25 protein-coding genes and 1 pseudogene are annotated in these 25,192 nt (G+C 65.8%); 15 read left to right on the top strand and 11 right to left on the bottom strand.

The annotated features are described in order from the left end of the window. The first annotated feature begins 71 nt into the window (after positions 1–71). The 4 genes from AB0L82_RS20225 (at position 72) to AB0L82_RS20240 (ending at position 3,980) form a co-directional block, all read left to right on the top strand. Positions 72–599 carry a gluconokinase gene (locus AB0L82_RS20225; protein ID WP_364638152.1) on the top strand — a complete coding sequence of 176 codons (528 nt, stop codon included), beginning with the start codon at positions 72–74 and terminating at the stop codon, positions 597–599. A 37-nt stretch (positions 600–636) separates the two neighbouring features. Continuing rightward, positions 637–1,368 (top strand): hypothetical protein, encoded by a 732-nt coding sequence (locus AB0L82_RS20230; protein WP_364638155.1) that lies wholly within the window; start codon positions 637–639, stop codon positions 1,366–1,368. A 791-nt stretch (positions 1,369–2,159) separates the two neighbouring features. Next, complete coding sequence (locus tag AB0L82_RS20235; RefSeq protein ID WP_364638158.1) at positions 2,160–2,867, top strand: hypothetical protein; 708 nt, start codon at positions 2,160–2,162, stop codon at positions 2,865–2,867. 216 nt (positions 2,868–3,083) lie between these two features. Beyond that, a complete protein-coding gene (locus AB0L82_RS20240; RefSeq protein WP_364638161.1) occupies positions 3,084–3,980 on the top strand; it encodes an alpha/beta hydrolase family protein in 897 nt (298 codons plus the stop codon). Positions 3,981–4,002: 22 nt separating this feature from the next. On the opposite strand, the gene AB0L82_RS20245 is transcribed toward AB0L82_RS20240, so the two are convergent. Next, positions 4,003–4,536: a hypothetical protein gene (locus AB0L82_RS20245; protein ID WP_364638164.1), complete on the bottom strand. Its 534-nt coding sequence runs from the start codon at positions 4,534–4,536 to the stop codon at positions 4,003–4,005. A 268-nt stretch (positions 4,537–4,804) separates the two neighbouring features. On the opposite strand from AB0L82_RS20245, the gene AB0L82_RS20250 reads away from it, so the two are divergent. Beyond that, complete coding sequence (locus tag AB0L82_RS20250; RefSeq protein WP_364638168.1) at positions 4,805–5,740, top strand: cutinase family protein; 936 nt, start codon at positions 4,805–4,807, stop codon at positions 5,738–5,740. 63 nt (positions 5,741–5,803) lie between these two features. On the opposite strand, the gene AB0L82_RS20255 is transcribed toward AB0L82_RS20250, so the two are convergent. Both AB0L82_RS20255 and AB0L82_RS20260 read right to left on the bottom strand, forming a co-directional pair. Continuing rightward, the gene (locus AB0L82_RS20255; protein WP_364638171.1) at positions 5,804–7,102 is read right to left on the bottom strand and encodes a cytochrome P450; all 1,299 of its coding nucleotides are present in this window, start codon (positions 7,100–7,102) and stop codon (positions 5,804–5,806) included. Positions 7,103–7,230: 128 nt separating this feature from the next. Further along, the gene (locus AB0L82_RS20260) at positions 7,231–8,712 is read right to left on the bottom strand and encodes a glyceraldehyde-3-phosphate dehydrogenase (protein ID WP_364638174.1); all 1,482 of its coding nucleotides are present in this window, start codon (positions 8,710–8,712) and stop codon (positions 7,231–7,233) included. A gap of 149 nt (positions 8,713–8,861) precedes the next feature. Between AB0L82_RS20260 and AB0L82_RS20265 the strand changes: the two genes are divergently transcribed. The 3 genes from AB0L82_RS20265 to AB0L82_RS20275 all read left to right on the top strand — a co-directional run bounded on the left by AB0L82_RS20265 (position 8,862) and on the right by AB0L82_RS20275 (position 11,404). Next, the gene (locus AB0L82_RS20265; protein WP_364638177.1) at positions 8,862–9,617 is read left to right on the top strand and encodes an isocitrate lyase/phosphoenolpyruvate mutase family protein; all 756 of its coding nucleotides are present in this window, start codon (positions 8,862–8,864) and stop codon (positions 9,615–9,617) included. A gap of 113 nt (positions 9,618–9,730) precedes the next feature. Beyond that, on the top strand, positions 9,731–10,576 hold the full coding sequence (locus tag AB0L82_RS20270) for a 3-hydroxybutyryl-CoA dehydrogenase (RefSeq protein ID WP_364638180.1): 846 nt from the start codon (positions 9,731–9,733) through the stop codon (positions 10,574–10,576). A 36-nt stretch (positions 10,577–10,612) separates the two neighbouring features. Then, positions 10,613–11,404 carry an ATP-grasp domain-containing protein gene (locus tag AB0L82_RS20275; RefSeq protein WP_364638183.1) on the top strand — a complete coding sequence of 264 codons (792 nt, stop codon included), beginning with the start codon at positions 10,613–10,615 and terminating at the stop codon, positions 11,402–11,404. A 13-nt stretch (positions 11,405–11,417) separates the two neighbouring features. On the opposite strand, the gene AB0L82_RS20280 is transcribed toward AB0L82_RS20275, so the two are convergent. From AB0L82_RS20280 to AB0L82_RS20300, 5 genes are all read right to left on the bottom strand, one after another. Then, positions 11,418–11,810, bottom strand: a complete 393-nt coding sequence (locus AB0L82_RS20280) for a nitroreductase family deazaflavin-dependent oxidoreductase (RefSeq protein WP_364638186.1) — start codon at positions 11,808–11,810, stop codon at positions 11,418–11,420. 59 nt (positions 11,811–11,869) lie between these two features. Then, positions 11,870–12,856, bottom strand: a complete 987-nt coding sequence (locus AB0L82_RS20285; RefSeq protein WP_364638189.1) for a DJ-1/PfpI family protein — start codon at positions 12,854–12,856, stop codon at positions 11,870–11,872. Between the two features lie 73 nt (positions 12,857–12,929). Beyond that, positions 12,930–13,811, bottom strand: a complete 882-nt coding sequence (locus AB0L82_RS20290) for an alpha/beta hydrolase (protein ID WP_364638192.1) — start codon at positions 13,809–13,811, stop codon at positions 12,930–12,932. A 245-nt stretch (positions 13,812–14,056) separates the two neighbouring features. Next, the gene (locus tag AB0L82_RS20295; RefSeq protein WP_364638195.1) at positions 14,057–15,256 is read right to left on the bottom strand and encodes a lipid-transfer protein; all 1,200 of its coding nucleotides are present in this window, start codon (positions 15,254–15,256) and stop codon (positions 14,057–14,059) included. After that, entirely contained in the window at positions 15,249–15,671 is a 423-nt protein-coding gene (locus AB0L82_RS20300; protein WP_364640349.1) for an OB-fold domain-containing protein, read from the bottom strand. The genes AB0L82_RS20295 and AB0L82_RS20300 overlap by 8 nt, the downstream gene beginning before the upstream one ends. Positions 15,672–15,798: 127 nt before the next feature. Between AB0L82_RS20300 and AB0L82_RS20305 the strand changes: the two genes are divergently transcribed. The 7 genes and pseudogenes from AB0L82_RS20305 to AB0L82_RS20335 form a co-directional block, all read left to right on the top strand. Beyond that, positions 15,799–16,446 carry a GTP-binding protein gene (locus tag AB0L82_RS20305; protein WP_364638198.1) on the top strand — a complete coding sequence of 216 codons (648 nt, stop codon included), beginning with the start codon at positions 15,799–15,801 and terminating at the stop codon, positions 16,444–16,446. 109 nt (positions 16,447–16,555) lie between these two features. Then, positions 16,556–17,005, top strand: a complete 450-nt coding sequence (locus tag AB0L82_RS20310) for a DUF2871 domain-containing protein (RefSeq protein WP_364638201.1) — start codon at positions 16,556–16,558, stop codon at positions 17,003–17,005. Positions 17,006–17,026: 21 nt separating this feature from the next. After that, complete coding sequence (locus AB0L82_RS20315) at positions 17,027–17,962, top strand: NADP-dependent oxidoreductase (protein WP_364638204.1); 936 nt, start codon at positions 17,027–17,029, stop codon at positions 17,960–17,962. Positions 17,963–18,084: 122 nt separating this feature from the next. After that, on the top strand, positions 18,085–18,699 hold the full coding sequence (locus AB0L82_RS20320) for a TetR family transcriptional regulator (protein ID WP_364638206.1): 615 nt from the start codon (positions 18,085–18,087) through the stop codon (positions 18,697–18,699). Between the two features lie 85 nt (positions 18,700–18,784). After that, on the top strand, positions 18,785–19,708 hold the full coding sequence (locus AB0L82_RS20325; protein ID WP_364638209.1) for a nitrilase-related carbon-nitrogen hydrolase: 924 nt from the start codon (positions 18,785–18,787) through the stop codon (positions 19,706–19,708). Positions 19,709–19,842: 134 nt separating this feature from the next. Continuing rightward, positions 19,843–20,592 (top strand): VIT family protein, encoded by a 750-nt coding sequence (locus AB0L82_RS20330; protein WP_364638212.1) that lies wholly within the window; start codon positions 19,843–19,845, stop codon positions 20,590–20,592. Positions 20,593–20,742: 150 nt separating this feature from the next. Beyond that, a pseudogene (locus AB0L82_RS20335) lies at positions 20,743–20,928 on the top strand (sigma factor-like helix-turn-helix DNA-binding protein); the annotation flags it as partial. A 58-nt stretch (positions 20,929–20,986) separates the two neighbouring features. On the opposite strand, the gene AB0L82_RS20340 reads toward AB0L82_RS20335, so the two are convergent. The 3 genes from AB0L82_RS20340 to AB0L82_RS20350 all read right to left on the bottom strand — a co-directional run bounded on the left by AB0L82_RS20340 (position 20,987) and on the right by AB0L82_RS20350 (position 25,137). Beyond that, positions 20,987–22,195, bottom strand: coding sequence for an SfnB family sulfur acquisition oxidoreductase (locus AB0L82_RS20340; RefSeq protein WP_364638215.1), 1,209 nt, complete (start codon positions 22,193–22,195; stop codon positions 20,987–20,989). A gap of 75 nt (positions 22,196–22,270) precedes the next feature. After that, a complete protein-coding gene (locus tag AB0L82_RS20345; RefSeq protein ID WP_364638218.1) occupies positions 22,271–23,647 on the bottom strand; it encodes a styrene monooxygenase/indole monooxygenase family protein in 1,377 nt (458 codons plus the stop codon). After that, positions 23,644–25,137: an LLM class flavin-dependent oxidoreductase gene (locus AB0L82_RS20350; RefSeq protein ID WP_364638223.1), complete on the bottom strand. Its 1,494-nt coding sequence runs from the start codon at positions 25,135–25,137 to the stop codon at positions 23,644–23,646. The genes AB0L82_RS20345 and AB0L82_RS20350 overlap by 4 nt, the downstream gene beginning before the upstream one ends. Between the last annotated feature and the right edge of the window lie 55 nt (positions 25,138–25,192).

The raw sequence follows: 25,192 nt of genomic DNA on the forward strand, positions 1-25,192 counted from the left end.
TCCAGTTTCCGGCTTCGCGGTGGCAAGATCGGTGATCCCCGGACAGTCCGGCGTTTCGCTCAGGAGGATTCATGACGGTCGACGGCCCGCGCATCGTTGTCGTCATGGGCGTATCCGGGTCCGGCAAGTCGACCGTGGCCGCAAAGCTGGCGGACACCCTGGGCTGGGAATTGCTCGAGGGTGATGATCTGCATCCGGCGGCCAATATCGCGAAGATGGCGGCCGGTCATCCGCTCGACGACGCCGACCGGCAACCGTGGCTGGAGGCCATCGCGGCGTGGATGTCCGAGCGGATCGCATCGGGGCGTTCGGGTGTGGTCACCTGTTCGGCGCTCAAGCATTCCTATCGGGACACCTTGCGCGGTGCGATCATCGATCATCCGGAAGGCCGGGTCACCTTCCTGCTGCTGTCCGGCACCCGGGAACTGCTCGAGGAGCGCATGACCGCGCGCACCGGCCACTTCATGCCGCCCGGCCTGCTCGACTCCCAACTCGCGACCTTGGAGCTGCCCGGCCCGGACGAGGACTTCGTCACCGTCGAAATCGGCCCGCCCCCATCGGAAGTCGCTTCGGCGGCGCTCGCTGCCCTGCGAAAATAGGTGGGCGGGGCGCGGTTCGCGCCGATACAGTGCCCGAATGACACGTTTGAATCAGATTGTCGCCGTGGAGAAAGGGATCAAGTCCCGAACCTTTTCCGAGCTCACCGAGGCACATCACCAGCTGGCCAAGAATCCGCTGCTGAGCGGAATCTCGCGGACCTACCGCCCCAAGGATGAGGAAGGCGAGCAGTTGCCGCCGGAATCGACTCGCGTGCAGGTGAAGTCGGAAGAGGTGCTCAAGACCACGGCGGAGATTCTGACCAAACTCTTCGATGTCGTCGCCACCAAGGATTGGGCGAACTGCACGGCCACCGCCGATGTGGTGGTGGACGGCCGCACCCTGGTCAAGGACGCCCCGGTGACCTATCTGCTCTTCCTGGAGAAGCAGCTGGTCGACCTGCACACCTTCGTGCGCAAACTCCCGGTGCTGGACGCGGCCGAATCGTGGGAGTACGACACCGCGGCCGACTGCTACGCCACCGAACCGGTGAATACGGTGCGCACCAAGAAGATTCCGCGCAACCACGTGAAAGCCGAAGCGACGGAGAAGCATCCGGCGCAGGTCGAGGTGTATCACGAGGATGTGGTGGTGGGCTACTGGCGCACCATCAAGTTCTCCGGCGCGCTGCCCGCCAAGCGCGTCAACGATCTCACCGAACGCGTCGAAAAGTTGCAGCACGCGGTGAAATTCGCGCGCGAGGAGGCCAACAACGCCGAGATCACCCAGCGCAAGCCGGGTGCGGAGGTCTTCGGATATTTGTTTGGCTGACCGGCCGTAGCCCGCTAGTGTCGGTGGTGCGCAAGAGCGCAAGCTGAATCAGAAGTTCAATGTGACTGGCACACCGGCACAGTGGGGGTTCGAATCCTCCTCCCGCCACTCGCGGCGGGATAGCCCAATCGGCAGAGGCACCGCGCCATCAAACTCACGTTATCGCTCCAGTTTCAGCATTTCCGCCGAACGTCGAATCGAAGGAACGGACCGGGATCCAGAGGTTGCGGGTTCAACTCCCGCCGGCTCAGCCACCAATGGGCCGTAGCTCAATCGCAGAGCGCTGGACAATTTCAAGCTCATTCCGTTCTTAAACGTGTCGATGTGTCGCAAATCGGCGGACACCGAGGCCCCGGGGCAGGCTAGTCCCCGGGGCTTCCCCATGTCCGGAGCCGGGCGCACGGCGCTGAGCTGGACAGACGAACGATTCAGGCGAAACCCGGGGCAAAACGAGAACACGTTCTATATGATCGCTCTCGTCGGCCACCGAGGCCGCCCCGTGACCGGCAGGCAGTGCCGCCGGTGTGCGCCGCGGCAAGGCCGCGTGCTCAATTCTCGAATAGTCTATTCGGCGTTGGAAAATGTAATTCTTCATGCCATTTTCACTACCCCTCCACGCTCGATCCAAGATCTGACATGACATATTTTCACTAGTTTTCCGGAAACCCTGGACGAGCGTCCAGCTGTCCGGTTTACTCATCCTCCAGGCGGCCTGTCACGGCAATTCGAGACGGGCCGCTCATCGATGAGGATATTGGTTCCGGGATGTGCCGGAGCCGCTGGAAGGAAACATGCTTCAGACTTCACGATTGGCCGCCGGAATTGCGGCCTCCACCTTGATCGTCGCTGGTGCGGGCGTTGCCCTGGGCACCGGAGTGGCCACCGCCGATACCGCTACCTGCTCGGTGACCAGCCATGACACCAAGAAGGACATCAGCACCGTCGGCATCACGCATGTGTACGACAAGACAGCCAGCGCGGAACAGATCGGCGTCGGCACGACCGTCACCTACACCATTGTGGTCGGTACGACCAGTATCGGTAACCCGTATGTAAATACCATTACCGATTACCCGCCCACCGGTTTCGCCGCGCCTGTCAAGACCACGATTACCGCGTACCACGCGATCGGCGGTCAGAAGGAAGAAACCGTCACGCCCGAGCCGAATGCGGGCGGCTGGAAGGTGACCAGCACCGGCTGGTTCGTCAATTCCGGTAACCCGGTCACCATGAAGATCACCTACAACGTCCCGGCCAGCGTCAAGCAGGGCCAGATGATCACCAGCGGTGGCATCGGCGTGGCCGGCACCGTCGGTGTCGGCGCCAACTTCCCGAACCTGACCGCGTGCTTCACCGCGCGGGCGGCGAATCCGGGCGAGTCGGTGCAGGGCAGCCTGAGCAATAACGGTCTCGGTTCGTCCGACGGCCAGCTCAGCTCGACCGGTTCGGTCACCGATATCCTGACCGGTGTGCTGAAGAACGTCATTCCGGGCAGCTGATTGCTCCCCGGACCGTGGCCGGTGCGGTCCGACCGCCCCGGCCACGGTCCGGGTACCATCCGGAATCACGTTATCCGCCAATCTTTTTCGAGGACGAAGCTCTTGCTCGCGCGTAAATCAGCGGTACTCTTCGCCGCTTCCGCAGTCGCCCTGTCCTTGTTGTCGGGCCTACCGGGCTCGGTTGCCGTTGCGCAGCCCGAAACGGCCGTCTCGCATGTGGACCACATCGACCGGCCCGGACAGCGCCAGCAGGTCTTCCACGTCTATTCCGCGGCCATGGATCGCATTATCCCGCTGCAGATCCTGACCGCTTTCGATCAGAGCGAACCGCGCCCCACCCTGTATCTGCTCAATGGCGCGGGCGGCGGCGAGGATCTCGCCAGCTGGTACAACCAGACCGATATCGTGCAGTTCCTCGGTGCGAAGAACGTGAATGTGGTGACCCCCTCGGTCGGCGCGTTCTCGTATTACACCGATTGGCAGCGCGACGATCCCAAGCTCGGCCGCAATAAGTGGGAAACCTTTCTGACCCGCGAACTTCCGCCGATCATCGACGCGCAACTGGGCGCCTCCGGCGTGAATGCGATTGCCGGAGTGTCGATGTCCGCGACCTCGGTGCTGTACATGGCGGGCGCGGCCCCCGATCTCTATCGCGCGGTCGGCTCCTTCAGCGGTTGCGCCTCCACCCTCGATTCGGCCGGGCGCACCTATATCGATCTGGTGCTGGCCCGCGCGGGCGCGAGCCCGAAGAACATGTGGGGCGAGAACGGCGATCCGGCCTGGCGCGATCACGACGCCGTACTGAACGCGGAACGCCTGCGCGGCAAGGCGATCTACCTCTCCAGCGCCACGGGGCTGCCCGGTGAGGCCGAGGAGATCCTGCCGCCGTATTCGGTCGGACAGGTCATGACCAAGGCCAACCAGATGGTGCTGGGCGGACTCATCGAAGCCGCCACCAATACCTGCACGCACCAATTGGCCGACCGGCTGGCCGAACTCGGCATTCCGGCCCAGCTCGAATACCGCGCCGCCGGATCACACACCTGGCATTACTGGGAGCAGGATCTGCACAAGTCCTGGCCCATGTTCGCCGCCGCGCTCGGCATCTCCTGAGCGCCGGTCCATTTCGCGGGCGCTAGTCGAAGACGCGGCCGGTGAGCTGACCGCCCGACCGCTCCTGCACCAGGCAGAGCTGTCGCGGCCGCGCGGTGAAGGTCTGCTCATCGCCGGGATACAGCGCCAGCGTCATCAGATCGGCGTGCTCGCGGGTACTGCGGCGGGCGAATTCGGCCGCGCAGTCGGTTCCGGAGCGGATCGACATCAGGCTCGCCCCCGGCCACGCGATGGACGCGTCGAAGGTGTGGATGACCTCGGCCCGATGCGATTCCCGGCACGGCACCACCGTGATCCGGTCGGCGCTCATGTACGCCTGGGTCACCGAATCCTTGGACTGCGGCGCGGGATTCGCCATCGGCGGCAGCTGATCCACGCAGTATCCGGTGCGCAATTCATCGACCGGCAGCGATTGCGACCGCACCACATCGGCGGGCGCGCTGCCCGAACCGTCCTGGCGAATCACCCACACCACGATCCCGGCGAGTATCGCGAGGGTCAGTACCGTCACCACTGCTATGAGCACGCCACGCGGCGACATCCGAGCGGACTCCATCGAACCTCCCGGTAGAGCGGTTGCCGATGAGATTTTGACACGACTGAGCGAATATCACGCGACTTGATGGCAATCAAACAGCAAGCGCCGTCCGGACTGGCTGGTTTCTTGGTATGTTCGCCCCGGCGCGCCCACCGCAGGCCGACCTTCGTCATCGTCGGCCGATCTCAGCCCGCAGCGGCGAGCGCATATGCCGAAGTGTTGCCGCCCCAGGTTCAGCGGGGCTGAACTGCCAACAACGTACGGTCCGAGCAAGGAGTGATGCGCCTTGTCCTTTGGAACAACACGAACTTTCAAGACGGCCTGTGCCGCCGTGGCCGCGGTCCTGGCCACCGCGACGGGGGTGCTGCTCAGCGGTGCGCCACAGGCGGCCGCGGCGCCCGGCGGCTGCCCGGATCTGAATGTCATTGCCGTACCCGGCACCTGGGAGACCACGCGGGACGATTCGGAACCCACGGGAATGCTGACCATGGTCACCCGCGGGCTACCCGGCAATGTGAAGACCAGCTACGTCGGCTACGCCGCCACCGCGCTGCCGTGGGAGGGCGAGGTGTACGGGCGCTCCAAACGGGAGGCCGTCACCAATGCCCGCGCCATCATCGCCGATGTCGCGGCCCGATGCAGCGCAACGCGTTTCGCGCTGATCGGGTACAGCCAGGGCGCGGACGCGGCCGGTGATCTGGCCGCCGAGATCGGTACCGGGCACGGCGTGGTGTCCCCCGATCGAGTGGTCGGGGTCGGGTTGATCTCGGATCCGCGCCGCTCCCCCACCGATGCCCTGATCGGGCCGCCGGTACCGGGGACGGGTGCGGGCGGGGCACGCATCGGCGGGTTCGGCTGGTTGAGCCAGAATGTGCGAACCTTCTGCGCTGCGGGCGATTTGTACTGTTCGGTGCCGGTCGATGACATCGCCGGGCGATTCGCCGGATTCATGACCCAGCTCTCCGCACCGGATCCCTTGCAGATCGGCAACTACCTGCTGACCACGCAGTCGATTCTGGCCGAGGCGCTGCTGCCGGGCTGGTCGGCCATCATGGCCGCGCCGGCGGACAATCCGGCCGGGGAGCAGTGGACGCGGCAGGTGCAGCAGTTCCTCACCTCCGGAATTCACCAGTCGTATCCGCGCTACGTGGTCGACAACAATGGGGCCACCGCCACGGCGTGGCTGCACAATTGGCTCGTGGATATGGCCACGACGGCCTGATTCCCGGCACTCGGCAACGGGGCCCGGCACCGATCGCGGTGCCGGGCCCCGTTGTCGATTCGGTCAGCTCGCGATGCGCGCCCGCTGCCCCAAATGCGCGGGCATGCTGGAATATCCGCGCAGCGTGAACAGCGGCCGCCTGCTCGGTTCGGCGGTGAGGGTCAGATCCGGGAACCGTTCGAAGAGCGCGCGCAAGGCGTGAATACCCTCCATCCGCGCCAGGCTGGCGCCGAGACAGGCGTGCACGCCACTGGAGAAGGACAGATGATCCTTGGCATTGGAACGGGTGACATCGAAGGTGTTCGGATTCTCGAATACCGCCGGATCGCGATTGGCCCCGCCCAGTGACATCACCACCAGACTGCCCTTCTTCAACGGGACCCCGGCGATCTCGGTGTCGCGCAGGGCGAGTCGCGCCGCCGCCTGGATCGGGGCCTCGAATCGGAGCATCTCCTCCACGGCGTTCGGCCACAGTTCCGGTTCATCGCGCAGAATCGCCAGCTGATCGGGATTCGAAAGCAGGTGCACCACACCGTTTCCGATGAGATTGACCGCGGTCTCGAAACCCGCGCCCATCAACAGCGTGGCAGCCGATTTGAGTTCACCGTCGGTGAGATCGCCCGCGCTGACCAGCGCGCTCAGAATGTCCTCGCGGGGTTCATCGCGCAGCCGGGCGATGTGCTCGTCCAGATATCCGTCCATACCGCGCATGGAGACCACGGCATTGCGCCACTGCCGCCAGGAGATTCCGATATCGAGCATCGGGCTCACCACATCACCCCAGGCCAGGAAGGTGTCCCGGGATTCGTCCGGGAAGCCGAGCATTTCGGAGATGATGGCGATCGGCACATGCGCGGCGAAATCGTGGATGAGATCGGCGGATCCGTCCGAGGGCAGCGCGTCGAGCAATTCCGTCGTCACCGATTCCACCCGATCCCGCAAACGCCCGATCGCCCTGGGCGTGAACGCCTTCGACACCGATTTGCGCAACCGGGTGTGCTCGGGCGGATCGCTGATCAACATGGACGGCTTCTCCACCGGATTGGGTGGAATCGGGGCTCGATCGGCGATCCGGCGCACCACCCCCGTGCGCTCGAACCCGGTGATCCCGTACACCCCCCAATCACCGTCCCGCAGAATCCCCCGGCTCACCTCGTAATCCGCGGTGCCCCAGGCGATCGGACTCGGCACCAGCCGCCCCCGCTCCCGCAGCCGCTCGATCGGCGGAAACGGATCCCGCAGCCCCGCAACACTTCCCATCAAATCCGCCAGCGGATCATCGCGCAATGTCTGCATACGAATCCCGTATCGCGGCGCACCCTGCTCCACCAGCCACCGCACCCAGTACCGTGCACCGATCATCACCGTCTCCTCATCATCGGATGACCTATCCGGCAATGGAAACCTATTGCGCCGCAAAAGATTCCGGAATCATTCGCACCGGAACCCTTCGCGAAAGCGCAAGACGAGGAAACTGGGGGCAGGCTCGATCAGGCGGGGCTACCGTTCGCAGCGGCCAGGGCGGCTCGATCCTGTTCTCCCAGTTGGGGATACGTCGGGTACTCGATACCGGAGATGAACTGCACGGTGCGCACCACCTGGCAGGAGTAGCCGAATTCGTTGTCGTACCAGAGGTAGAGGATCGCGGTGTCGCCGTCGACGATGGCGGCATTGGCGTCCACGATCGAGGCCGCGCGCGAGCCGATGAAATCGCTGGAGACCACATCGGTGGCGGCGGTGTAGTCGAGGTTGCGGCTCAGCGGGCCCGACAGCGAGACCTGGCGCAGGTAGTCCAGCACCTCGGCCTTGGTGGTCTCGCGCTTCAGCTGCAAATTCAGGATCGCGACCGAAACATCCGGCGTGGGAACGCGAATGGAGTTTCCGGTGATCTTGGCCTTGAAGTCCGGCATGGCCTTGGCCACCGCGGAGGCCGCGCCGGTTTCGGTCATCACCAGGTTGAACGGCGCGGAACGGCCGCGGCGATCGGCCTTGTGGAAGTTGTCCAGCAGGTTCTGATCATTGGTGAACGAGTGCACCGTCTCGACATGTCCACGCACGATGCCGAATTCGTCATCCATAGCCTTGAGCGGCGGCACGATCGCATTGGTGGTGCAGGAGGCGCAGGAGAAGATCTGTTGCGACACATCCTGTTCGCGATGATTGACCCCGTGCACGATATTGGGGACATCGCCCTTACCGGGCGCGGTCAGCACGACCTTCGCGATACCGGGGCGCAGATGCTGCTCCAGGCCCTCGCGGTCGCGCCAGCGGCCGGTGTTGTCGATCAGGATGGCGTCATTGATGCCGAACTCGGTGTAGTCGATGGTCTTCGGGTCATCGCTGTAGATGAACCTGATGACGCTGCCGTTGGCGATGATGGTGTCATTCGCGGCATCGACCTTGATGGTGCCGTTGAACTGCCCGTGCACCGAATCCCGGCGCAGCAGCGAGGCGCGCTTCACCAGATCGTCGGCGCTGCCCCGGCGCACCACCACCGCACGCAGATTCAGGCCGTTGCCCGAACCGGTCTTCTCCACCAGCAGCCGGGTGACCAGCCGCCCGATCCGGCCGAAGCCGTACAGCACCACATCGCGCGGGCCCTGCGGTTCGGCCTTGTTGCCGCCGATGACATCGGCCAGCACGTCGGCGGTGAACTCGGCGACCCCGAGTCCGCGCGCATCGGCGCGATAGGCCATGACCAACCGGCCCAGATCGATCTTGCTCGGCCCCAGGTCCATGGCGCTGAGCACCTCGAGGAACGGCAGCGTCTCCTCGATCGAGAGCTCCTCGCCCTCGATCTGCCGGGCGAATCGGTGCGTGCGCAGAATGCTGATCACCGACTTGTTCACCAGCGACCGGCTGTGCAGGAGGATGGTCACCCCCTTCTCGCGATACAGCTTGCCGATGATCGGGATCATCGCCTCCGCCGAAGCCTCGTGAGCGTTCCAGCGGTCAAGATGGTCGGTAGTCAACACAACGTCCTAGGGGTCGCCTCGAGATCTATACGAAAACGATGCTAACCAGCCCAAAACCATCACAATCCCCGGCTACCCCACTGTGAGACCTGCGTCATTCGAATGACGGCCGATGAATTCGTGGCGCTCGGACGGTATATCGATATATGACCGATCTGAAGGCACACGCCGACACCCTCCGCGCGCTGCACACGAAGGAAATGCTCGTCCTGCCCAACGCCTGGGACGCCGCGAGTGCGAAGGCGGTGGCCGCGGCCGGATTCCCGGTGATCGCCACCGCCAGCAACGCCATCGCTGCCATGCTCGGCCACCCCGACGGTGAGGGCGCGCCCTGGCGGGAGATGTTCGCCGCCGCCGGTCGCATCGCCCGCGCGGTAGCGATCCCGGTGACCGTGGACGCCGAAGCCGGATACGGCATGCGCCCTCGCGAACTGGTCGACCGGCTACTCGATATCGGCGCGGTCGGCTGCAATCTGGAGGACACCGACCACCGTGCGGGCGGCCTCACCGATCCCGGCGCGCATGCCCGGTGGCTCGCGGAAATCCGTTCCGCCGCAAACGACGCCGGGGTACCGATCGTCATCAATGCCCGCATCGATGTCTTCCTCCCGAAGAACCGTGTCCCGGAATCCGAGCGGCTGGCCGAGACGATCCGGCGTGGACTCCGGTACCGCGAGGCCGGGGCCGACTGCCTCTACCCCATCGGCGTCGGCGGCCGGGACGATCTCGCCACCCTCGTCGCCGAACTGCCCGGACCGATCAACGGCAACACCGGCGCACAGTTGCCGCTCGCAACCCTGCGAGACCTCGGCGTGGCTCGGGTCTCGTACGGTCCCCGCTTCTACAACGCGGCCATCGCACAGCTGACGACCAGCCTCGAGGAGCTGCGGGCACAACTCTGACAATCGGTCTGCCACACCTCATCCACCGTGGGCTCCCTGCCCGGTGGCGAACGCCCGAACGCGGTCGACCAGGATGGCTGCGAGACAAATCGAGCACAGGGAGATAACCGACAATGCAACTCATCGGCGTAATCGGTGGCGGCACCATGGGTGCCGGCATCGCCGAAGTGGCCGCCCGCGCGGGTGGCGAAGTTCTGGTGCTGGAGCGGGACGCGGCGGCGGCCGACGCGGCGATCGAGCGTATCGAGAAGTCGCTGGCGCGCGCGGTGAAGTCCGGGCGTCTGGAGCAGGATGCCGCCGACGCGGCGCGGGCGCGCATCACCCTCACCGTCTCGATCGACGATTTCGCCGATCGGGAACTGGTGATCGAGGCGGCGCCGGAGATCGAATCGCTCAAGGCCGATTTCTTCACCAAGCTCGACGCCATCGTCTCCCCGGAGACCATTCTGGCCACCAACACCTCCTCCATCCCGGTCATTCGGATCGCCAACGCGACCTCGAACCCGGGCCGCGTGGTCGGTGTGCACTTCTTCAACCCGGTGCCGGTGCTGCCGCTGGTCGAGATCGTGGTGACGCTCAAGACCGATCGAGCCGTCGCGGACGCGGTCACCGCATACGCGCGGGAGGTGCTGGGCAAGCGCACCATCGAATCCAAGGACCAGGCCGGATTCATCGTCAACGCCCTGCTGATTCCCTACCTGTGCAATGCGATTCGCATGTACGAGACCGGTTTCGCCAGCGCCGAGGATATCGACGAGGGCATGGTCAGCGGCTGCGCGCATCCCATGGGCCCGCTGCGCCTGACCGACACCGTCGGCCTGGACGTCACCCTCGCGGTCGCCGAATCCCTCTACGCCGAATTCGGTGAACCGCAGTACGCGCCCCCGGTGCTGTTGCGCCGCATGGTCGAAGCGGGCTACCTGGGCCGCAAGACCGGCCGCGGCTTCTACACCTACTGAGATCTCCCGGGCCGCTCACCTGCTGTGAGCGGCCCGGTGGCTCCGAATCCGGCTGTCGCGGTGCATGATCTGAGGATCATGTTCACCACGGCGTTTCTCCAGTACTCCGGATCGGGTCCGATGCGCCATGAAGAGGCGCTGCTCTCGGAAGGGTTGCGGCGGCGCGGGATTCCGGTGCGGTACTACACGATCAAGCAGATCCATCGCCGGAAACTGCCGTTGGGGCCGGATGTGCTGATCGCCGGTGATATGGACGCGATGCACGGGGCGTTGCGGCAGTTGGGGATTCCGATTCCCGCGCCCGACGACTATCCGGAACGCCTGCGCGAATTCCTGCGGCGTGAGGTGTGGACGTCGACCCTGGGCGAGGTCGAGCGGTCGCTGGAAATCGGTTCCCTACCAACGACATTCGTCAAACCCGCCGAGCGGCGCAAAAGCTTCACCGGTGCGGTGTGTTACTCGGAGCGGGATATCTCGGACTTCGGTCCGGTCAGCCGACGCCAGCGGGTGTGGTGCTCCGAGGTCGTCTCCTGGATCGCGGAATACCGTGTCTACGTTGCCGATCGGCGTGTACTCGCGGTCGATCGATACAGCGGAGATGAATCGGCGGCCCTGGATATGAGCGTGGTCGAGGCGGCCATCGCGGCCTATCACCCGGTCGCGCCGAGCGCGTACGGCATCGACTTCGGTTTACTCGCGAACCGGGAGACGGCTCTGGTCGAAGCCAATGACGGGTATGCGCTCGGCGCGTACGGCATCGCCGCTGACGATTACACCGAACTGATCATGCGGCGGTGGCGTGAACTACTCGAATCCGCCCGGGGCTGAACAGGTCTGGGGCTCAGGCGATATCGGCGACCAGTACGCCGAAACGCCCGCCCGCTACGCGCGCCGGAAGCGGGAGATCCGGACCGGCCTGACCGGGCTCCACAATGCGCGGGTTGGTGATTCGGATGGTGCGGAATTGGGATTGCACATCGGCCTCGCCCGCCGCCAGCACATTCCGGACCCAATCGGTGACACCGTGACCGAGCACCACCGTGAACTTGCCCTTCGAGCGGAAGGCGTTGACGGGGGTCGTGTACGGCTTCCCGGATTTGCGTCCGGCGTGGTGGATCACCGCGAACGTGGGGAGGTAGGGCGCAGCGCGGCGCATGACCGGGTTCATGTATTTGACCTGCAGCCGGTCGAACCAGGCCGGGAACATCGATGCTCCGAGATCGGGTGTACTCATACCGCTCCTTCAATCTGTCTCGGACAGAGTAAATCCCGCGAGGGGCATTCCACATCCGCTCACGGGTGGTCTTCGGCGGTCCCGGCGGCGAAGTGGCGGCGATAGCGTTCCGGTGTGGTGGACAGGCGGCGGGTGAAGACGCGATGCAGGGTCTCGCCGTGCCGATAGCCCACGGCCCGCGCGATGGCGGAAATGGTGAGTTCGGTGGATTCCAGCAGGCGGCGGCCCGCCTCGATGCGCAGGTCCTCCACGAATGCCGCCGGGGTGCTTCCGGTTTCGAGCCGGAAGGCGCGCGCGAAATGCCGTTCGCTCATACCGGCGCGCTCGGCCAGCATCGCCACCGACAGATCCGCGTCGAGATGGTCGGGCAGCCACTGTTGCACCGCGCGAATCGCCGGGGTGCGGGCGGGCTGGGCGCGCAATTGCGCGCTGAATTGCGCCTGGCCGCCGGATCGCCGCGTGAAGACGACGAATGCCCGCGCGATCTCCTGCGCCAGTTCCCGCCCGTGATCATCCTCGACCAGTGCGAGCGCGAGATCGATTCCGGCGGAAACACCCGCCGAGGTCCATCGATTGCGATCGTGCACGAAGATCCGATCCGGCTCCACGGTCACCCGCGGATAGGTCCGCGCCAACCGCTCGGTCGTACCCCAGTGCGTGGTGGCCCGATACCCGTCCAGCAACCCCGCCGCCGCGAGCAGCAGCGCACCCGAACACACCGAGGTCACCCGCCGGGATTTCCTTGCCAGCGCGGGCAATTCGCACACCACCTCGGCGGACACCGGCCCGGAAATCCAGCCGCCGACCACCACCAGCGTGTCGATCTCCGCCGCCGAGGCGGCCAGCTCGTGCAGCGAATGCTCGACCGCGAGGGTCAATCCCCCGGCCGCCTTGATCGCCCGGCCTTCCGGCGAAGCCGTGATCAGCCGGTATTCCTCGCGTTCAACCAGCGCGTTGACGAAGACGAAAACATCCATCGGCCCGGCCAATTCGACCAACTGCATGCCCTCGTAGACAACGAAGACAACGGTCCGCGGCTCGCCCATCCCGCCATCATCGCAGCCTGGACGCCCGTCCGCCACGGTCAGCGAGTGACCGTGACGGCCGTCGACTTCCACCTCACCCGACGCGGTCGAACCCGGCATCCCGGGCAGGCGTCGCGTAGCGCTCGAGGAATGGAAGCAACACCGCGGCAACACGATCCGGGAATTGGGCATGTGGGTAATGCCCGCCGTTCTCGACCATCACGACCCGTCCGACGCCCTCCGGCATAGCCGCCACAATGGCGTTCGCCTCGGCCTCGGGATCCGCGAAATCCGGATCCGCCGCCCCCATGATCACCAGTGCCGGACACCGGACATCGGCCAACCGGGCGTGCGCATCCGCCGGGGTGGTCCGCCCCGTCTTCGCGAACTCCTCCCACCGCTCGGGCCGCCGCAGCCCACCCTCCAAATCCGCGAGATATCCCTCGTAATCAGCCGGTTTGGTCGGATACGCGAGATCCAGATACCGCCGCCACCAAGTAAGCGACTTCAGCATCGAGGTAAGCCCGAGACGCACCATGCCCCGCCGATACCGACGGCTGGTGACCATAGCCCCGACATGAAAGTCCTGAGTCAACGTAAACGGACCGATCTCGACAATCCCCGACACCAACCCCGGCTCCCGCGCCGCCGCAATGGTCGCCGACCCACCCGACAGCGAATGCCCGATGATCACCGCCGGACCACCGAAATGCCGAATCACGCCCAACAGATCCTCGGCCACATCGGTCCGGCTGATCGCAGCCTCCCCCGTCACCGAAGGCCAGTCGACACTCGACTCCCCATGCCCCCGCATATCCACATTCACCACCCGATACCCCGCCGCGGCCACCACCCCAACCAAATGCCGAAAGTCCTGCCGCACAGTCCCCATCCCATGCGACAACACCACCAACGGCCCCTCCCCCACCACATCACAAGCCAGCGTCCCGTACTCCAAGTCCACATACTCAGTCATCATCGTTCCCTTCCAGCAATGGCCGCCTCCGCGACCTGCTGAAAGTGAACGCTGAAACCCCGAACAGGCCGAGAGCGAAGACCGAAACCGTCAGTCCCCCGTCCGCTTTCGTCAGCCCCTGACTGCCATACCGACGGGTGGTTCACGAGGCCGTACCGGCCAGGCGGCGGTGGCCTTGGTCTCGGGGGAAATGAGAAAAGCCCGAAAACCCAGGTGTGGCCTGGGTTTTCGGGCGGGAACCGGGGTCAGCGGGTGGCGATGATGGCGGAGCCGTGGCCGAAGAGGCCCTGGTTCACCGCTATGCCGGCGCGGGGGTTGTCCACTTGGCGGCCGTCGGCTTGGCCGCGGAGTTGCCAGGTGAGTTCGCAGATTTGGGCGATGGCTTGGGCGGGGATGGCTTCGCCGAAGCAGGCCAGGCCGCCGCTGGGGTTGACGGGGATGCGGCCACCGAGAGTTGTTGCGCCGCTGCGCAATAGTTCTTCGGCTTCGCCGGGCTTGCAGAGGCCGATGTCCTCGTACCAGTCCAGTTCGAGGGCGGTGGAGAGGTCGTAGACCTCGGCGAAGGACAGGTCCTCGGGGCCGATGCCCGCCTCCTCGTAGGCCGCGGCGGCGATGGCGGAGCGGAAGGTATTGCCCGAGGGCTCCACCGCCACAGCGGAATCGGTGGCGAAATCCGGAAGATCCAGCACGGTTTTCGGGAAGGTGGGGGTGACCGTGGACAGTGCGCTGATGCGGACCGGGTCGGCGATGCCGTGGCGGCGAGCGTAGTCCACGGACGTCAGCACGAGGGCCGCGCCGCCGTCACTGGTGGCGCAGATGTCCAAGAGCCGCAACGGATCCGAGACGATGGCCGAGGCGGCGATCTCCTCCGCGGTGACTTCCTTGCGGTAGCGGGCGTAGGGGTTGTTCAGGCCGTGCTTGGCGTTCTTCACCTTGACCGCGGCGAAATCGTCCAGCGTCGCACCGTGCAATGCCATGCGGCGGCGGGCGTACAGCGCGAAGTAGATCGGATTGGTCGCACCCAGCAGATGGAAGCGCAGCCAGTCCGGATCATCGCGGCGCTCACCGCCGACCGGCTGGAAGAACCCCTTCGGCGTGGTGTCCGCGCCGATCACCAGCGCCACATCGGTCAGCCCGGCCAGAATCTGGGCGCGCGCGTTGGCGATGGCCTGCGCACCCGAGGCACAGGCGGCGTAACTGCTGGAGATGCGCGCCCCCGACCAGCCCAGCGCCTGTGCGAACGTCGCGCCCGCGACGAATCCGGGATACCCGTTGCGAATGGTGTCCGCGCCCGCGATGTAACCGACGTCGAGGTGGTTCACCCCCGCGTCCGCCAAAGCCGCACGCGCCGCGACCAACCCGTATTCGACGAAGTTGCGTCCCCATTTGCCCCACTGGTGCATACCCGCACCGAGGACGGCGATATCGCGATCGTTGTCAGTCATTGACCGGCCTCCACATCCACACCGTGTGCTCCGCTTCCTCGTCCTCGTACAGCACGCCAACGGTCAATTCGACCGGCATGCCGACGGCGAGATCGTCCACGCTGAGCCCGCGCACCACCTGCCCGAGAATCACCAGCTTCTCGACCTCGAGCTCCACCGCCGCGACCACATACGGTTCGAACGGATCGGCGGAGACATAGGGCGGCGGCGGCTTGTACCGGGCGTCCGCGTACGACCAGATGCGGCCGCGGGTGGAGAACAGGTATTCGGCGAGCTCGGAACCGTCATGCGGTCCGGTGCACTGCGGATTGCGGCAGGCCAGCGTGTTCTTCGGGAAGTACGGTGTGCCGCAGTCATTGCAGCGTGTTCCCACGAGCCGCGTCACACCGTCATCCGTGGTGAACCAGTCGGCCACGGCGGGGCGTTGTTCTTTCTGCACAACCCGACCGTATAGGAACACGTTCTACTTTGGGGACGAAATCCGCTCCGGCCGCGCTCCCCCGGAGGTACGGTGGACGCGGATTGAGGAGTATCACACCGCGATGGGCACCAAAGCTATTGACCCGCAGTCGATCCGCAATGTCACGATCATCGGCGACCCGAATGAGACGGCATGCGTGGCACACCGCCTGCACCGCGATTCCGGCGATCGGGGCGCCATCCGCTGGCCCGCGGACCAGGCCGAGTACACGATCCGCATCGCGGAACTGTCCAGCCGCATCCCCAACGCCGAGCTGGAACACTCGATCCGGGTGGCCGACGGCCTGATCGCGGTCGTCAACGCAGCGACCCGCCGCGATCCGCGCCTGGAAACCGTGCTGCGCATCGCCGATGACCATCAGGTCGCCAGACTCTGCCTGATCAACGGACTCGACCAGCCCGGCGCGGATTTCGACCGCTGGATGCACACCATCGCCGACATCCACGGCGCGACACCGCTGGCGCTGCATGTCCCGCTCGGCGTCGGCGCGGAGTTCCAGGACATCATCGACCTGTTCCCGATGTGGACCGATTCCACCGAGATCCCCGCCGAACAACTACACCGGCGTATCCGCCGCCGCACCCGCATCGGCGATGTGGTGCCCATCCTGTGCGACGCTTCGGGCAATGCCCCACTGCTGGACGCCATCGTCCGATACCTGCCGTCGCCGATGGATGTCTGCCAGCCCGAGCACGCCCTCGACTACTGAATCGTTCAGCGCACCTAAACCGCTGTTGCGCAACCGATCATTGTTCGCACATCACCCGTCCCGAATCCTTGGAAACGCGGTTTTCAAGTGAGATGAGGAACGAGCCCCCGTGCAGAAGATCTATTACGCGGCACACACATACATGATCGTCGGCGTCATCAGCGGCCTGGTCTACCGCGAAATCACCAAATGGCAGGACTTCACCGGCGACACCCAGCTCGCCGTGGTGCACACCCATCTGCTGGCTCTGGGCATGCTGTTCCACCTCATCGTGCTGGCGCTGGAGAAGGCGTTCGGCCCGAGCGACGGAAAACTGTTCGACTGGTTCTTCCGGATCTACAACGCCGGTCTCGTCCTGACGGTCACGATGATGACCGTCCACGGCATACAAACCGTCTTCGGCGCGCACACGAGCGCCGCGATCTCCGGCCTGGCGGGCCTCGGGCACATCACCCTCACCATCGGCTTGATCCTGTTCTTCATCAACCTCGGCAAACAGGTCTCCGGTGCGACGGCACGCCCCGACAACGCATCGCAACTGCACGATCAGCCCGCCTGATCTCGAAGGAGAGAGTCGAAAATGCTTGCCATCAAACAGGATACGTTCGGCGGACCCGAGGTATTGAAGCTCGCCGAGGTATCCCGGCCCGAACCCGGGCCCGCCGAAGTGCTCATTCGAGTGCACGCGATCGGCGTCAATCCGACCGATTCCTGGCATCGAGCCAGCGGCGGACTCGCGGGCGGCGAGACGCCGATTCGCCTGGGCTGGGACGTATCCGGGGTCATCGAATCCGTCGGCCCGGGCGTCACCATCTTCCAGCCCGGCGACGAGGTATTCGGCCTGCCCCGACACCCGCATCCGGCGGGCACGTACGCGCAATACGTGACTTCACCTGCGCGGCATGTGATCCGCAAGCCGCCGGTACTCACTCATACCGAGGCGGCAGCACTACCGCTGGCCGCGCTCACCGCATGGCAGGCACTGGTGGACACCGCCGACCTGCGACCCGGGCAGCGCGTACTGATCCATGCCGCGGCGGGCGGCGTCGGTCACCTGGCGGTCCAAATCGCCAAGGCGCGTGGCGCATACGTGATCGGCACGGCCAGATCGGCCAAACACGATCTCGTGCTCGAACTCGGGGCAGATGAGGTAATCGACTACACCGCAGTCGATTTCACCACCATCGCGCACGATATCGACGTGGTCCTGGATACGATCGGCGGCGAATACGGACCCCGTTCGCTGACCACCCTGCGGCCAGGCGGCATCCTGGTCGCGCTGGCCTCCCCCGCCGAGGCATATCTGGCCGAGCAGGCGCGCCCGCTCGGCTCGCGCGCCGCGTTCATGATCGTCGAGGCCGATCGGGCGGGTCTGCGTGAAATCGCCGCCCTCGTCGAAAACGGTTCGCTGCGACCGCATATCGACACGATCCTGCCGCTCGAATGGGCCGCCGAAGCACACGCGCTCGGCGCTAGCGGCCGCACCTCCGGCAAGATCGTCCTCACCGTCGACTGACCGTCCGGCGGCCACCTCGAGGGAACGGTCCACCGGCGCACGCATATGCGGCGATCACATCGGATCGCCCGTGCAGCGTGCCGATACCGCCGGACCAGCACCGCGCTGGCTATCATCGCCGCATGTCGCCGCGACCGCAGAGCCATCGCGCCGCGGGTGAGGCACGTCGCGCACTGCTGCTGGACGCCGCCAACGAGGTGATCGCCGAGGGCGGGGTCAAGGCGGCGACTCATCGGGCCATCGCCGCGCGCGCGGGCGTACCGCTCTCCTCGACCAGTTATTTCTTCACCTCGATCGACGAATTGATCGCGGCCGCAATGGATGTGGCGGCGACCCGGCTGATCGGCAATATCCGGCAGCTGGCATTGGAGCCGACATCGCGGGAATCCGCACCGCAGGTGATCGACCGCTACCTGGATCTCTTGATCGGCGATGCCGCGCAGACCGGAGCGACCGGCGCGGAAAAGCTTTCACAGCTGACGCTGTATTTGCAGTGCCGCCACGATCCGGCGTTGCGCCCGATCGCACGGCGATTGATCACTACGTACGAAGAGGTAACCGAGTCATTGCTCGAGAACCTCGGGCTGCCCGATGCCCATTTCCGAGCGCGCGTGATCATGGCGTTCATCGACGGTGCGGCATTGCAGAATGCGGCGTGGCCGCGCGGTATCGAGGATCTCGACTTCTTCCGCCGGGCGATCAAAGCGCTCATAAATAGCACCCCTGAACAGGACTGATACTGCCCATCCCCAGGTCGGATCGGTGTGATAAGCGCGACCCACACACATCGGACATTTGTCCAATGTCTTGGTAAAGTTGCTGGTGAATCGCTACGAGAAGAAGGAATATCAACGGAAGGGCATTCTCATGAAGATCGCGATCATCCAGCACCTGCCCGAACTCGACTACCCCATCAAGGAGCGCCTCGAGCGCGCCTGCGCCCGCATCGAATCCCTGGCCGACCAGAACATCGACCTGATCATGCTGCCGGAGGAATGGCTCGACGGCGCTTTCATGGACGATATCCAATTCGCCGAACAGCACACCCTCGACGGCTGGGCCTTCACCCGCATCGGCGAATCCGTCCGCCGCGTCGGCGCGTACGTCCACGCGGGCACCTTCCAGGTGAAGAACGACGACGGCGGCCTCCCCTTCAACACCGCGATCTTCTTCGCCCCCAACGGTGAAATCCGCACCCGCTACGACAAGATCCACCTGCACGGCAAGTCCTACGCCACCGTCTCCCCCGAAGACAAAGCGCGCTATCTCGGCGGAGCCAGCGAAGTCCATAAGGCCGAACCCCAAACCAACGGAAGCACACTCGTCGTCGAGACCGTCGTTCTCCCGCACAGCGGCCGCGAAGTGACCTTCGGCTTCAACACCTGCGCCGACATCACCTACGGCGAACAACAGCGCGCCCTCGTCGACATGGGCGCGGATGTCCTGCTCCTATCGGCCGCGTGGCCCACCGAATACGCGCACGCCTGGGACCTGCTCCCCGCCACCCGCGCCTTGGAGAACTGCGTCTTCGTCCTGGCCGCCAACAACCGCGGACACCAGGAAGCCCTGGAGCTCTACGGCAACAGCATGGTCATCAATCCCTTCGGCAGGGTGATCGCCCGCGCCGGGAAGACCGACGAGATCCTCATCGCCGAACTCGACCTCGACGAGGTCAAGGCCGCGAACATCATCGGCGGATTCAAACAGGACCGCGCCGTAGCCGAAAGCTACGCGGGCAAAATCTGAAGTCACCGGTCTTCCCTGTCGAAAACGCCGGCCGGCACATAGGTTTGGAATACCTTGGTGTGCAATGCATTACCTCACTTCGGGCAGGCTTCCATTGCTGGTGGCGGCGACGCTAATTCGTTAGCGTGCCCGATATGAGTGAAGATCGTCCCGCTTCCGAAGGGCTTTCGACGTCCGTGCTGACGCCGCACCCGGCGGAGCCACACGCGGCAGGTCTGTCGTCGCGACTCAACTGGCTACGGGCGGGTGTACTCGGCGCCAATGACGGCATCGTCTCGGTCGCGGGCATTGTCGTGGGCGTCGCCGCGGCGACCACCGAGCGCGGCCCGATCCTCACCGCGGGTGTGGCCGGGCTGGTCGCCGGCGCGGTCTCCATGGCGCTCGGCGAATATGTTTCGGTCAGCACTCAACGCGACAGTGAACGCGCACTGCTGGCGACCGAACGCCGGGAGCTGGCCGAAGACCCCGAAGCCGAACTCGCCGAACTCGCCGAGATCTATCGGGCGAAGGGTCTGACCCCCGCGACCGCGCTGGCCGTAGCCGAGGAACTCACCGCCCACGACGCTTTCGCCGCGCACGCCGAGGCCGAATTGGGCATCGACCCCGACGATCTCACCAACCCGTGGCACGCGGCGCTGTCCTCCGCGCTCTCGTTCACCCTCGGGGCCCTACTGCCTATGCTCGCGATTCTCCTTGCCGCCGTTCCACTTCGGGTCCCGATCACGGTCGTCGCCGTACTCGCGGCGTTGGCTCTGACCGGCGCCCTCGGCGCACGACTCGGCGGCGCCGCCCCGATCCGCGCCACCGCCCGGGTGGTCATCGGCGGCGCCCTGGCCATGACCGTCACCTATGCCATCGGCCGCGCCGTCGGGATCGCGGTATGAGGTCGGTGTAGCGACCCCGAACACGGGTATAGCCGCAGCTGATCGCATTTGATCTCACTCGAGCAGCAGAGCGAGTCGCCTATGGACCAGGTATCGCATCTTCCGCACCGTTGCCGTCCGGTGCCCGCCGAGGCATGGGCGGTCCAGCGCGCCTTTGCCGGACTCAGCCATGAGCATCGGCAGGTCGTCGTTCAGGCCTACTACCACCACGCGACCACCGACCAGATCGCCGCCGCGCTGGCCATCTCACCCGGCACCGTCAAATCGAGGTTGCACTACGCGTTGTGTGCGCTCCGGCACGCCTGCGCCGATGCGGACCGCACCGGCGCCACCTGAGCGGGATGCCCCGGGCAGACCAGGTGATCCACGCCGATGAACCGAGCGAGATCGCTTTTCAGAGCACGCCGTGCCGGGGTGGTTGCGTCCCGTTGAGGATGTAGCGCCCGATGTGCTGGATCTTCCACCGCACCGGGTCGTGCAGGGTGTGGGTGCGGGCATTGCGCCAATGCCGGTGCAGGTTCAGCGAATCCAGGGCCGAGCGGGTGCCCGCCACCTCGAACAGGGCGTTGGTGACGTCCAGGGCGGCGCGGTCGGCGGCGGATTTCGCGGTGGCCACGGCGATGGACGCGGCGGCTGCGCTGTCCTCGTCGAGGGCGGCCGCCGCCTCGTCGATGGTGCGGCCCGCGACCGCGAGCAGGGCCTCGGCGGCGCGGACCGAGACCTCCAGTTCGCCGAAGCGCTGCACCGTCAGCGGATCCTCATGGGCATGCTCCACACCGGCTTCGAACCACGGGCGGCTGCGGGTGCGCACGAAATCGACGGCCTCGGTGAGGGCCGCGCGGGCGATACCGGCGTCGATCGCCGTATGCAGCACCTGGGCGCGAGCGCCGTACAGTTGCGGTCCGGTGAAGGTGAGATGGTGCGGGACAACGTGATCCGCCGGTACCCGGACGCCATCCAGTTTCACGGTGCCGCTCGCGGTGGTGCGCTGGCCCATACCGTCCCAGTCGTCGACGACGGTCAGACCCGCGGCATCGGCGGGGACGAAGGCCACCTCGATCCGGTCCTCGTCGTTCTTGGCCAGCACCGGAATCCAATGCGCGAAAAGGGCTCCGGTGGAATAGGACTTCACTCCGTCGAGCACGTATCCGCCCTCGGGATGCGCCCGCAGCCGAGTGCGGTAGTCCTGCACATGTTTGGTGCCGAGTTCGGACTGCGCGTTGCCGAATCGCCTACCCGCCAGCACTTCCGCGAAGAGCAGCCGCCGCAGCGATTCGGTTCCGTTCTGCCGCAGCGCGTTCACGTACACGAAGTGACTGTGCGGAATCTGCGCGATATTGGGATCACCGGCCGCGAGCAGCCGGAATACCTCCGTCACAACCGAAGTCGGCAGATCCGCGCCGCCGTATTCGCGCGGCACGGTGATGCCGAGCAGACCGCTGCCCGACAGCTCATCCAATTCCGCCGACGGCAGTTGCCGTCGGGCGTCCCGCTCGCTCGCCCCGGCGGCGAATCGGGCGGACAGTCGCGCCGCGACCGCCAACGCCTCGGCGGCGTCGGCGATCACGGGCACGGTCAACGGGCGATCGGCAATCTCGGTCATCGCACCCACCGGGCAGTTTCGGTCATTGCTGGTCCTTCCGACGTGGTGGGTTGCGATCCGACGGGTTTCCGGCCGCTATGCGGTGGCGAGACTGCTTGTGAAAGTTGAACGATCGAAACGTCCGGCCGGTTCGAAGCGGGCCAGCAGTGCGTCCGCGTTCTCCCCGGTCACCTCGGTGATGAACCTGCCCGCCGCGTCGAGGGAATCGATACCCAGGAACGGCTGCGGGCGATGCAGCAGGCCGACCAGCGCCGAGGCGAAGCGCGGCTCCACCGCGGCCGCCGCGAACAGGGTGTTCCCGATATCCGCGAGTTCGGGATCGCCCAGGAACAGCCGGGTCACCCGATTCGCCGCATCACCGCGCGCCGCGAGGAAGGAGCGGTACTGCCGCCCGATCCACTCCTCGTCGAACGGTCCGTCGTGTACGGCCGCCGCGGCGACCAGCCGCTGCGCCTGAATCAAACCGCTCTGCGCGCCCTGGCCCGCGATCGGATCGTAGGCGGCGGAGGTATCGCCGAGCGAGGCCACCGGATGACCACTCCCGGTATGCCCCACCCCCGCCCGAACCACCGGGCGCACAGCGCCTTTCAGCCACGAATGCGGATCCTCGGCGATGACCTGTGTGGCCTGCACCTCGGGCAGATCCCAATCGATGTAGTCGCGGTACAGCTCCCGCACGATCCGCAGCGCGGAGTCCGCGGAATCCGCTGCGGCGAAACGCTTCTCCCACTCGCTGCCGGGCCGCGCCCAGCCCAGGAAGGCCCAACTGGGTCCGGCGTCCTTGTGCAGGTACGGGCCCCACCAGCCCTCACCTTGCTCGGCGAAAATGGAGAAGCCGCTGCGCGCGCCGCCCGCGCGGCTGCGGTGCGCGAATACGCTGTCATCGTGGTCGAGCCCGGTGACCGTGACCGTGAGCAGTGAGCGCTGCGGAGCGCTGTAGGGCGTGCGGGACTCATCCACCGGAAACAGCTCCGAGAGCCCGCCACGACCGGTCGCGACCAGGGTGAGGTCCACTCCGGCGGCAATACTGCCGAGCTTCTCCGGCGTCACCTGCTGAACGATGAACCGGCCGCCGCGCTCGGCGAAGGCGGTCAGCCGTTCATCGGCCTTGAGCCGGGTATCGACGGCCACACCGACATAGCCGTCGAAATGCCCGTCGAACGCGATGAGTTCCTCGCGCTCGGGTCCGGCGATCCGCACGGTCAGACCGGTGTGCCGGGGGGCGCGGGCGGTGTAGGTATCCAGTCCGAGCGCGGATTCGGCCTGCTGCGTCTCGCCGAATTCCAGCGCGGTACCGGTGGCGGGAACGCCATCGCGCAGCGCGCGCTGATCCCTATCGCTGTAGAGCGTCACATCGAAACCGGCGTCGAGCAGGCCCAGTGCCGCGGTGACACCGGTCTGACCGGCTCCGATCACGGCGGCAGAGCGGGTGGATTTGCGCTGAGAGGTCATGAGCGGATCTCGCTTCCGGTCAATACTGCGGCGGGGGTCGAATCGTGATCGGGCGGTGAATCAGGCACGGGGACATCGGATCCCGGACGGGACTCGCCATCGGGCAAGGCGGTCGACGCCGCACCGCCGAGGCGATAACTCGCACCCCGATGCTCCGGCGGCAGCCGATCCCCGGTCTCGAACAGGGCGTTGCGCAGGGTGCCCGGGACGTACTCGTCGGCGTACGCTCCGCGTGCGGTCAGCACCGGAACTACATGGCGCACAATGTCTTCGAAACTGCCCGGGGTGATGGCATAGGCCAGGTTGAAACCGTCCAGATCGGTATCGTCGACCCACTCCTGGAGCTGATCGGCGATCGTCTCGCCGGAGCCCACGAAAACCGGTCCCATACCGCCGATTCCGGCCCAGCGGCCGATATCGCGGACTGTCCACTCCCGGCCGTCATCGTCGAATTCCTGGAACGCGGCCACGGCGGATTGGATCGCATTGCTCTCCACCTGACCGATGGGAGCGTCCAGGTCGTAGGTGGACAGGTCGATGCCCATCCAGCCCGACATGAATACCAGGCCGCCCTCCACGCTGGCGTAGGACAGGTACTCCTGGTGTTTGCGGTGCGCGGCCTCATCGGTGTCGGCGGTGATGATGGTCGCCAGGGCGTAGATCCGGGCGGCGTTGCGGTCCCGACCGGCGGCTTCCAGCGCGTCACGAATGCGGGAGACCGTCTGTGCCAGCACACGTTTGGACGGTCCGGCCACGAAGATGGCCTCGGCGTTCTCGGCCGCGAAGCGCACACCGCGCGGTGACGCGCCCGCCTGATAGATCACCGGTGTCCGCTGCGGCGACGGTTCGGACAGATGGATGCCCGGGACGGTGTAGTGCTTACCGCGGTGCCCGATATGGTGCACCTTCGCCGGATCCACGTAGACGCCGCGGACGGCATCGCGCACCACCGCATCGTCTTCCCAGGAGCCCTCCCACAGCTTGTAGAGCACCTCCAGGTATTCATCGGCCTGGTCGTAGCGCTCATCGTGATCGAGTTGATCGTCCGCGCCGAAATTCCTTGCGGCGGAGGGCAGGTAGCCGGTCACGACATTCCAGCCGACCCGCCCGCCGGTCAGATGGTCGAGGGTGGACAGGCGGCGTGCGAACGGATAGGGATGCTCGAATCCGGTTCCGGTGGTGATGCCGAAGCCGAGGTGTTCGGTCACCGCAGCCATGGCCGAGACCAGCAGCAGCGGATCGGCGACCGGGATCTGCGCGCCCTGACGCAGCGCCGCGATGTCATTGCCGCCGTACACGTCATAGGTGCCGAGCACATCGGCGATGAAGATGCCGTCGAATCGGCCGCGCTCCAACAGCTTCGCCAGCTCGGTCCAGTACGCGAGGTCGGTGTAGCGGTGCGACTGATCCTCGGGATGCCGCCACAGGCCCGGGGATTGGTGGGCGACGCAGTTCATGTCGAAGGCGTTGAAGCGGATTCGGCGGGTCATGATCTCGCCTCCGGGGTCAGCTCGCCCGCGCTCCGACGGATTCGGCGGTTCATGA

Source organism: Nocardia sp. NPDC052001, from assembly GCF_040680615.1.
Classification (GTDB): Bacteria; Actinomycetota; Actinomycetes; order Mycobacteriales; family Mycobacteriaceae; genus Nocardia.